Here is an 11065-nt window from a genome sequence, read left to right as displayed (position 1 = left end):
GCCCACCTCACCGGCGCCGACATCGACCTCGTCGAAGCCCACGGCACCGGCACCCGCCTCGGCGACCCCATCGAAGCCCAAGCACTCCTGGCCACATACGGCCAGAACCGCAACACCACCGAACAACCCCTGTGGATCGGCTCGATCAAGTCGAACATCGGCCACACCCAGTCCGCTGCCGGTGTCGCGGGCGTCATCAAGATGGTCATGGCCCTGCGCCACGGCCTCATGCCTGCCACCCTCCACATCGACGCGCCCACCCCCCAGGTCGACTGGACAGCGGGCGCGGTGGAACTCCTCACCGAAGCACGCCCCTGGCCCGAGACACACGACCGGCCCCGGCGCGCGGGCGTCTCCTCCTTCGGCATCAGCGGCACCAACGCCCACGTCATCCTCGAACAAGCCCCGGAACCCGAACCCGAACCAGTTGTCGTCACACAGCAGGCACCAGGGCTGGTGCCCTGGGTGGTCTCGGCAAAGTCCGAGGCCGCGCTCCGGGCACAGGTCGAGCAGCTGCGGTCCTTCGTCGTGGACAGACCGGAACTGGACCCGGTGGACACCGGCTGGTCCCTGGCAACCACCCGAAACCAACTCCCCCACCGCATCGTCCTGGGCAACGGTGACGTGCTCGCCACCGGCATCGCCGCCGAAGGCAAAACCGCCTTCCTGTTCACCGGCCAGGGCTCCCAACGCACAGGCATGGGACTCGGACTCTACGAACAGTTCCCAGTCTTCGCCGAAGCCTTCGACGCGGCCTGCGCCCGCCTCGACATACGGCTGGAACGCCCACTGCGGGACGTCCTGACCGACGGCACCGACCTGGACCACACCGTGTGGGCCCAGGCGGGCCTCTTCGCCCTTGAGGTTGCCCTGTTCCGACTGGTGGAGTCCTGGGGCGTGGTCCCGGACGTGCTCCTGGGCCACTCCCTGGGCGAGATCACCGCCGCGCATGTCGCAGGCATCCTCGACCTCGACGACGCCTGCACCCTGGTCGCCGAACGCGGCCGACTCATGCAGGCCCTACCCGCCGGCGGCATGGTCGCCGTCCAGGCCACCGAAGCCGATGTCGCGGACTCCGGTCTGGACATCGCCGCCGTGAACGGCCCCAACTCCGTTGTACTGTCCGGTGACTTGGAAACAATCCAGCACTACGCGGCGCAATGCGCCGATCGCGGCCTGCGGGTCAGTGTCCTGTCGGTGTCGCACGCGTTCCACTCCGCCCTCATGGAACCCATGCTGGAGGAGTTCGCGAGTGTCCTGTCCGGCTTGACCTTCCACCCCGCCCGGATCCCGGTCGTCTCGAACCTCACCGGTGCCATCGCCGAGCCCGGCGCCATGCAACAGCCGGAGTACTGGCTGCGGCAGGTGCGGCAACCGGTGAGGTTCGCGGACGGGGTCGCTGCTGCCGCGGAGTTCGGCGCGACTCGGTACGTGGAACTGGGCCCCGACGGGGTCCTGTTGGGCATGGCTCAGGACACCCTCGTCAGCGCGGAGTTCGTTCCTGTTCTGCGCAAGGACCGCGACGAGGCCCAGACCGTGATCACCGCTGCCAGCCGGCTCTGGGCGACCGGTGCCGGCGTCGACTGGACGAAGGTGTTCGCCGGTTGGGGTGGCAGGGTCGTTGATCTGCCGACGTATGCGTTCCAGCGTGAGCGGTTCTGGCCGGAGTTCTCGCTGACAGGTGCTGCGGGCGGTGGCGGTGATCTGGTCGACGCGGCGTTCTGGGATGCGGTGGAGCGGGAGGACCTGGAGGAGCTCGCGGGTCTGGAGTCGGCGCTGCCGGCCTTGTCCGCGTGGCGGCGACGTCATCAGGAACGCTCGACGCTCGACTCGTGGCGTTACCGGGTCACCTGGAAGCCGCTGGACAGTCTGCCCTCGTCGGCGGTGCTGACCGGGGTGTGGGCGGTCGTCGGCACGGAGGACCCGGAGGTGTCCGCCGCGTTGGAGGCTGCGGGCGCGACCGTGGTCGGAGTCCCCGCCGAAGACGTGTCAGGGCTGCCTGATGTGGCGGGTGTGGTGCTGTCCGCGTCCGGTTGGGCGGAGACGCTGGCCGTGGTGCAGGAGTTGGGTGCGGTGGCGGCCCCGTTGTGGGTGCTGACGCGTGGCGCGGTGTCGGTGGGCGGTTCCGACCGGATCGGCGATCCGGACCTGGCCGCGGTGTGGGCTCTGGGCCGGGTCGCGGCACTGGAACTGCCGGCCCGCTGGGGCGGTCTCATCGACCTTCCCGAGGTCCTGGACACCCGGGCCGGTGCCCGGCTTGCCGGTGTCCTGGCCGGTGGTGGTGAGGACCAGGTCGCGCTCCGTGGGTCGGGGGCATACGGCCGCAGGCTGGCGCGTGCGGTGCCGGCGGCTGTGGTCGGCGAGGGGTGGCAGCCCTCGGGCACCGTCCTGGTCACCGGTGGCACCGGCGCGTTGGGTGCGGAGGTGGCCCGCTGGCTGGCCGGTAGGGGTGTGCGGCACCTGGTGCTGACCAGCCGCGGTGGTGTCGCCCCGGACGGTCTGGTGGAGGAGCTGTCAGGGCTGGGCGCACAGGTCACGGTCGCCGCCTGCGACGTGGCCGACCGGGATGCCCTGGCCGCGGTGATCGACGGTGTGCCCGTCGATCTGCCGCTGACCGGCATCGTCCACGCGGCCGGACTCGACATCCCGCAATGGCTGGAGGCAGCCGCCCCGGAAGCGTTCGCGTCGGTACTGCGGGCGAAGGTCGACGGAACCAAGTACCTGGACGAGCTGACCGCGGATCTGCCGCTGGACCTGTTCGTGGTCTTCTCCTCCATCGCCGCGACGTGGGGCAGCGGCGGCCAAGCGGCCTACGCGGCCGGCAACGCCTTCCTCGACGCCTGGACACAGCACCGACACGACCGCGGCCTTCCGGGAACGTCCGTGGCCTGGGGCCCGTGGGCCGGGGCCGGCATGGCGGTCCAAGGCGAGACTGAACAAGCACTGCGCCGACGTGGGTTGCTGCCGATGGATCCGGCCCTGGCGGTCCGGGCCCTGGCGGCGGCGGTGGACGGCCGGGAATCCTGCGTGACCGTCGCCGACATGGACTGGTCGGTGTTCGCCCCGGCCTTCACCTCCTCCCGCCCCAGCGCCCTGCTCACCGACCTCCCCGAAGCAGCCGACGCGCTCAAGACCACACCGAGCGACGGCGCCGAACCGGGCCTGCGGCAGAAGCTGTTGGACGCACCCGCCACGGAGCGGGCTCGGATCGTGCTGGACATGGTGCGTGACCGGGCCGCCACGGTACTGGGACACGCGGGCGCGGAAGCGGTCGAGCCCGGCAGGGCGTTCCGTGATCTGGGCTTCGACTCGCTCATGGCGGTCGAACTGCGCAACCTGCTGAGCACCGACACCGGACTGTCGCTGCCCGCGACCCTGGTCTTCGACCATCCCAGCCCCACCACCCTCACCGACCACCTGCTGTCGGAACTGGCGGGGGACACGCAGGAGGGCGCTGCTCGGGGGACGCGCGTCATGGGCGCGGCGCAGGACGAGCCGGTGGCGATCGTGGGCATGGCCTGCCGCTACCCCGGCGGTGTGACATCGCCGGAGCAGTTGTGGGACCTGGTCGCCGCCGGGGCGGACGGGATCACTCCGTTCCCGGACGACCGCGGCTGGCCCACCGGTCTGGTCGACGCGACCGCCGCGGTGGGCGGGTTCGTCCACGACGCGGACGAGTTCGACGCCGCCCTGTTCGGCATCAGCCCCCGAGAAGCCCTCGCGATGGACCCCCAGCAGCGGCTGCTGCTGGAAACAGCGTGGGAGACCCTCGAATCAGCCGGCATGAACCCCCGGTCCCTCAAGGGCCACAACGTCGGAGTCTTCGCCGGCGCCTCCCCCTCCGGATACGGCACCGGAGTCACAGGCGCGGAGGGACACCTGCTGACCGGCACCGCAAGCAGTGTGATCTCCGGCCGCCTCGCCTACGTCTTCGGGCTGGAAGGCCCGGCCATGACGGTCGACACCGCCTGCTCCTCCTCCCTGGTCGCCCTGCACCTGGCCGCCCAGGCACTACGGATCGGTGAATGCGACCTGGCACTCGCCGGTGGCGTGACCGTGATGGTCTCCCCGGGAGCGTTCGCCGAATTCGACCGCCAGGACGGCCTCGCCTCCGACGGCCGCTGCAAATCCTTCGCCTCGTCGGCCGACGGAACAGGCTGGGCCGAAGGCGTCGGCCTGCTCCTCGTCGAACGCCTCTCCGACGCCCGCCGCAACAACCACCACATCCTCGCCGTGATGCGCGGCAGCGCCGTCAACCAGGACGGAGCCTCCAACGGTCTCACCGCACCCAACGGACCCGCCCAACAACGCGTCATCCACCAAGCCCTCACCAACGCCCAGCTGACGACCACAGACGTCGACCTTGTCGAAGCCCACGGGACAGGAACACGTCTGGGTGACCCGATCGAGGCGCAGGCACTCCTGGCCACCTACGGCCAGAACCGTGGAGAGGGCCATGAGCCGCTCTGGCTCGGCTCCATCAAGTCGAACATCGGCCACACCCAGGCCGCCGCAGGCGTCGCAGGCATCATCAAAATGATCATGGCCATGCGGCACGGCCTCATGCCCGCCACCCTCCACGTCGACGCGCCCACCCCCCAGGTCGACTGGTCGGCGGGTGCGGTGGAACTCCTCACCGCCTCACGCCCCTGGCCCGACACCGACAACCGGCCCCGCCGCGCCGCCGTCTCCTCCTTCGGCATCAGCGGCACCAACGCCCACGTCATCCTCGAACAAGCCCCCGCTACGGACGCCGTCAAGGCGACGGCGGTCCGAGCGACGCCACTCGGCCTTGTTCCGTGGATGGTGTCGGCGAAGTCCGAGCCAGCGTTGCAGGCCCAGATCGAACGCCTGCGATCCTTCGTGGCCGACCACCTCGCCCTGGATCCGGTGGATGTCGGCTGGTCCTTGGCGACCAGCCGGGCCACGCTGGAACACCGCGCGGTCCTGTCCGCAGACACGACACTCGCCACCGGTATCGCCCGAGAGGGCCGCACCGCCTTCCTGTTCACCGGCCAAGGCTCGCAACGCCCCGGCATGGGCCTGGAACTGCACGAGCAGTTCCCGGTGTTCGCCGAAGCCTTCGACGCTGTCTGCGCACGGCTCGACGTCCGGCTGGAACGCCCCCTGCGCGACGTCCTCACCGACGGCGTCGACCTCGACCACACCATGTGGGCGCAGGCCGGACTGTTCGCCCTCGAGGTCGCGCTGTTCCGGCTGGTGGAATCGTGGGGCGTCACCCCAGATGTGCTGCTGGGCCACTCCCTGGGCGAGATCACCGCCGCGCACATCGCGGGAATCCTCGACCTGGACGACGCGTGCCTCCTGGTCGCCGAGCGGGGTCGCCTGATGCAGGCGCTGCCCGAAGGCGGTGGCATGCTCGCCGTCCAGGCCACCGAAGCCGACGTCAGCGACACCGGCCTGGACATCGCCGCCGTCAACGGACCCAACTCCGTGGTCCTCTCCGGCAGCACCGAAGCCATTCAGCGGTACGCGGCCGAGTGTGCGGCCCGCGGCCTGCGGTTCAACGTCCTGTCGGTGTCGCACGCGTTCCACTCAGCCCTGATGGAACCGATGCTGGACGAATTCGCCGATGTCCTGCGCGACCTCACCTTCAGCTCGGCTCGGATCCCAGTGGTCTCGAACCTGACCGGAGCCGTCGCCGAGCCCGGTGCCATGCAGCAGCCGGAGTACTGGCTGCACCAGGTGCGGCAGCCGGTGCGTTTCGCCGACGCTGTCACCGCCCTCGGAGCCATGGGCGTGACGCGATACGTGGAACTCGGCCCCGACGGCGTCCTGTCGGCCATGGCCCAGGAGACCGCCACCGAGGCCGAGTTCGTCCCCGTCCTGCGCAAGGACAACGACGAGGCCCACACCGCCCTCACCGCGATCAGCCGCCTCTGGACTTCCGGCATCAGTGTCGACTGGACCGCCGTGTACACCGGCTGGGGCGGCCAGGCTACCGACCTGCCGACGTATGCGTTCCAGCGTGAGCGGTACTGGCCACAGCCGGGTGTGACCGGCGGGGACGCGGGTGCGCTGGGCATCGAGGACGCCGGGCATGCGCTGCTGGGTTCTGTGGTGGCGTTGGCCGAGGGCGACGGAGTGGTGCTGACCGGTCTGCTGTCGTCGGCTGCGCAGTCTTGGCTGGCCGATCACGTGGTGTCGGGGCATGTGGTGGTGCCGGGCACCGCCCTGGTGGAGATGGTGCTGCGGGCCGGCCAGGAAGTGGACTGCGGTCTCGTCCGCGAACTCGTTCTACGGGCGCCGCTGGTGCTGCCGGAGTCCGGTGGCGTCCAGGTGCAGGTGCGGGTCGAGGACCCGGATGCTTCGGGCGACCGGCCGGTGCATGTCCATGCCCGCGCCGAGGGTACGGACGAGTGGACGCTGCATGCTGCGGGTTCGTTGGCGGAGCAGGCCGGTTCGGAGGCTGACTTCGATCTGAGTGTGTGGCCGCCGCAGGGCGCGGACACGGTGGATGTCGACGGTTTCTACAGGGCGTTGGCCGGGGTGGGCTTCGGTTACGGTCCGGCGTTCCAGGGTGTTCAGGCGGCCTGGCGAGATGGGTCCGGTGTGTATGCCGAGGTGTCGGTCGAGGAGTCGGTGGACGGGTTCGGTATCCATCCCGCGCTGTTCGACGCCGCACTGCACCCCTCCGGCCTGATCCTGGGCGACGACACCGAGACCCCCGGGCCTCGGTTGCCGTTCGCGTGGTCGGGTGTGGAGCTGTTCGCGGTCGGAGCGACCACCCTGCGGGTGGCGATCCGCCCCGAGGGCGAGGGCATCACCGTCCAGGCGGCCGACGGTACCGGTGCGCCGGTCGCGGTCGTCCGTTCTCTGGTGTCGCGGGCGGTGTCGGCGGAACAGCTGTCTGCGGCCGGGCACGCGGATGACGACGCACTGTTCGCGGTGCAGTGGGTGACGGTGCCTCCGGGCACTGGTGCCACCGGCGAGGCGGAGGTTCCGGCGTGGACGGTGCTGCCGGCCAGTGACGGTCCGGTGGAGCAGGTGCTGGGTGAGGTCCTGCGTGGTGTGCAGGAGTGGCTGGCGGACGAGGGCACGTTCGGCTCCCGTCTGGCGGTGGTGACCCGGGGTGCCATGTCTGCTGGTTCCGGTGGGGTCGTGGATGTGGTGGGTGCGGCGGTGTGGGGTCTGGTGCGCTCGGCGCAGTCGGAGCACCCGGACCGGATCGTGCTGGTCGACACCGACCCGGCCAGCGAGGAGCAACTGGACCTGGCGCTGTTGGCCGGTGTCGACGAGCCGCAGGTCGCCATCCGTAACGGTGCGCTGTTGGTGCCTCGCCTGACCCGGGCCGGCGGCGGTGGGCTGGTGCTTCCGGAGGGCACCTGGCGTCTGCTGCCGGGAACGGACGGAACGCTGGAGTCCCTCCACATCGAGGCAGCTGGCACGCCGCCGCTGGAATCCGGCCAGGTACGGATCGAAGTTCGCGCGGCAGGCGTGAACTTCCGTGACGTACTCATCGGGCTGGGAATGTACCCGGAACCGGGAACCATGGGCTCGGAGGCGGCCGGTGTGGTCGTGGAGACCGGTCCTGGTGTCGACGACCTCGCTGTCGGGGACCGGGTGTTCGGGTTCTTCGACGGCGGGTTCGCTGCCGAGGCGGTGACCGGCCGGGAGCTGCTCGTGAAGGTTCCGGCGGGCTGGTCGTGGGCGCAGGCGGCAGCAATACCGCTGGTGTTCGCGACGGCCTGGTACGGACTGCGGGACCTGGCCGAGGTCAAGTCCGGTGAGTCGGTACTGATCCACGCGGCCGCCGGCGGCGTCGGCATGGCCGCCGTCCAACTGGCCCAGCACTGGGGACTGAAGGTCTACGCCACCGCCAGCCCCGGCAAATGGCCCACCCTCATCGCCAACGGAGTCGACCCCACACGGATCGCGTCCTCCCGCGACCTCGCCTTCGAGGAACACATCCGCACCGCAACCGGCGACCAGGGCATCGACGTCGTCCTGAACTCCCTCGCAGGCGAGTTCGTAGACGCCTCACTACGACTGCTGACGCCGGGCGGCCGGTTCATCGAGATGGGCAAAGCCGACGTCCGCACCGGTCTCGACGTCCCGTACTACCCGTTCGACCTGTCGGATGCAGGCACAGAACGCATGGGCCAGATCCTCGCCGAGGTTGTCGCCCTCTTTGAACAAGACATCCTCGACCCGCTGCCGCTGACCGTGTGGGATGCGCGTGCAGCGGTCACGGCCTGGCGTCACATGGCGCAAGCCAAGCACATCGGGAAGAACGTCCTGTCCTTCCCCGTCCGTCCGAACCCGGACGGCACCGTACTGATCACCGGCGGCACCGGCACCCTAGGGGGACTGCTGGCCCGCCACCTGGTCACCGAACACGGCATCCGCCACCTGCTTCTGCTCTCCCGCCAGGGCTCCGCCGCGCCTGGCGCGTCAGATCTCGTCGCTGCTCTCGCCGAGCTGGGCGCGCAGGCACGGATCGTGGCCTGCGACGCCGCCGACCGCGACGCCCTCGCAACCGTCCTCGCCGACATCCCCACCGAGACCCCGCTCACCGGCGTCGTCCACGCGGCGGGTGTCCTCGACGACGGCGTGTTTACCGCCCTCACCCAGGAACGCCTCGAAACCGTCCTGCGGGCAAAGGCCACCGCCGCCGCCAACTTGGACGAACTGACCCGCGGCATCGACCTCGCGATGTTCGTCCTCTACTCCTCGGCGTCGGCGACCTTCGGTACTCCGGGTCAGGCCAACTACTCCGCTGCCAACGCCTACCTCGACGCCCTCGCTGTCCGTCGTCGTACGGAAGGCCTGCCCGGCCTCTCCCTCGCATGGGGCATGTGGGAACAGACCAGCACCATGACCGGCGGACTCGCCCACACCGACCGAGCCCGCGCCACCACCGCCGGCACCACCCTGTCCACCACCCAAGGCCTCACCCTCTTCGACACAGCCCTCACCCACCCCACCGCACACCTGGTACCGATCGGTCTGGATCTGGCGGCGGTGCGGGGGGCGGGTGAGGTGCCTGCGCTGCTGCGTGGTCTGGTGTCCGGCAGGATGCGGCGTGCGGTCGCGCAGGAGTCCGTCGCCGGTCTGGCCCTGGCGCAACGGCTGCGGTCCGTTCCCGAGGGTCAGCGGCAGCAGATGCTGCTGGAGGTGGTGCGCGGCAGCGCCGCGACCGTGCTCGGCCACGGTTCGGCCGACGCGATCGGTGAGCGTCAGGCATTCAAGGACCTTGGCTTCGACTCGCTGACCGCGGTGGAGCTCCGCAATCTGTTGACCGCGGCCACCGGTCTGCGGCTGCCCGCGACGCTGGCGTTCGACTACCCCAACCCGGCGGCTCTCAGCGACCATCTGCTGTCGCAGTTCTTCGAAGCATTGGAGACTCAGCCGGACATACCGCGGCCCGCACTCACCACCGGATACGACGAGCCGATCGTGATTGTAGGGATGGCCTGCCGCTATCCCGGCGGTGTGACCTCGCCGGAACAGTTGTGGGACCTGGTGGCCGGCGGAACCGATGGGATGTCGCCTTTCCCGGCCAACCGCGGCTGGCCGGTCAGCGCGTCCGAGGCGGCCGGTGGCGTGGGCGGGTTCGTCCATGATGCGGACGAGTTCGACGCCGCCCTGTTCGGAATCAGTCCCCGTGAAGCCCTCGCGATGGACCCGCAGCAGCGGCTGCTGCTGGAGGCGGCCTGGGAGACGCTCGAGTCGGCCGGAATCGCGCCTGCGCGGGTCCGGGGTACTTCGACCGGCGTGTTCATCGGGTCGTCGTCCTCCACCTACGGGGTGGGCATGCATCTACCGGAGGGCGCCGACGGACATCTGCTGACCGGCAACGCGCCAAGCGTGATTTCCGGCCGCGTCGCCTACTCCTTCGGGCTTGAAGGGCCCGCGGTCACGGTCGACACCGCCTGTTCCTCGTCGCTGGTCGCTCTGCACTGGGCGGCGCAGGCGCTGCGCGCCGGCGAGTGCGACCTGGCGTTGGCCGGCGGCGTCACCGTCATGGCCTCCCCGGGGATGTTCGCCGAGTTCGACCGGCAGGACGGCCTCGCCTCGGACGGCCGCTGCAAGGCATTCGCTGCGGCGGCCGACGGAACCGGCTGGTCCGAAGGCGTCGGCCTGCTGCTCGTGGAGCGGCTCTCCGACGCCCGGCGCAACGGACATCAGGTCCTTGCGGTGGTGCGGGGCAGCGCGGTGAACCAGGACGGTGCGTCCAACGGCCTGTCGGCGCCGAACGGTCCGTCGCAGCAGCGGGTGATCCGCCAGGCACTGGCGAACGCCCAATTGACCGGCGCCGACGTCGACGCCGTCGAGGCACATGGCACCGGAACCCGTCTCGGGGACCCGATCGAGGCGCAGGCCCTGTTGGCGACCTACGGCCAGGACCGCGACGAGACCGGTCCGTTGTGGCTGGGGTCGGTGAAGTCGAACATTGGCCACGCCCAGGCTGCTGCGGGCGTGGCCGGGCTGATCAAGATGGTCATGGCGCTGCGGCACGGTGTGCTGCCGGCGACGTTGCACGTGGATGAGCCGTCGCCGCAGGTGGACTGGTCGGCGGGTGCGGTGGAGCTGCTGACGGAGTCCCGTCCGTGGCCTGAGGCGGACCGGCCGCGGCGTGCGGGTGTGTCGTCGTTCGGGATCAGTGGCACGAACGCACACGTGATCTTGGAGCAGGCTCCGCCGCCGTTGTCGAAACCTGTCCAGGCTCCGGTTCCGGCAGTTCCTGCTTCGGGTGTGTCGGCTTGGGTCGTGTCGGCGAAGTCCGAGGCCGGATTGCGGGCGCAGGTAGAGCGGTTGCGGTCGTTCGTAGCCGAGCGGTCCGAGCTGGATCCGGTGGATGTGGGCTGGTCCCTGGCGACGACACGGGCGGCGCTGGAGCATCGCGCCGTGGTCGTCGGCGAGAGCCGTGAAGAGCTCCTGGCCGCCCTGCCCACGGCCACTGAGGCCACCGCGGGTTCTGGCGGTTTGGTGTTCATGTTCCCGGGCCAGGGCTCGCAGTGGGTTGGCATGGCCCGGGAGCTGTGGGACACCTCACCGGTGTTCCGGGAGCGGCTGACCGAGTGCGAGGCCGCACTGGCCC

The 11065-nt window shown here is 70.3% G+C and carries 1 protein-coding gene (only partly in view); it reads left to right on the top strand.

The window, feature by feature from the left end:
* The coding region annotated (locus tag ACFW9O_RS36445) for a type I polyketide synthase (protein WP_384615447.1) crosses the window boundary (this coding region is incomplete at its 5' end): on the top strand, positions 1–11065 show 11065 of its 28413 nt. 17348 nt of the annotated region lie beyond the right edge of the window.

It is taken from the genome of Streptomyces sp. NPDC059499 (genome assembly GCF_042749285.1).
Lineage (GTDB): Bacteria > Actinomycetota > Actinomycetes > Streptomycetales > Streptomycetaceae > Streptomyces.
The sequence above is the reverse complement of the archived record's forward strand: the minus strand, read 5'-3'. Positions and strand labels throughout refer to the sequence as shown.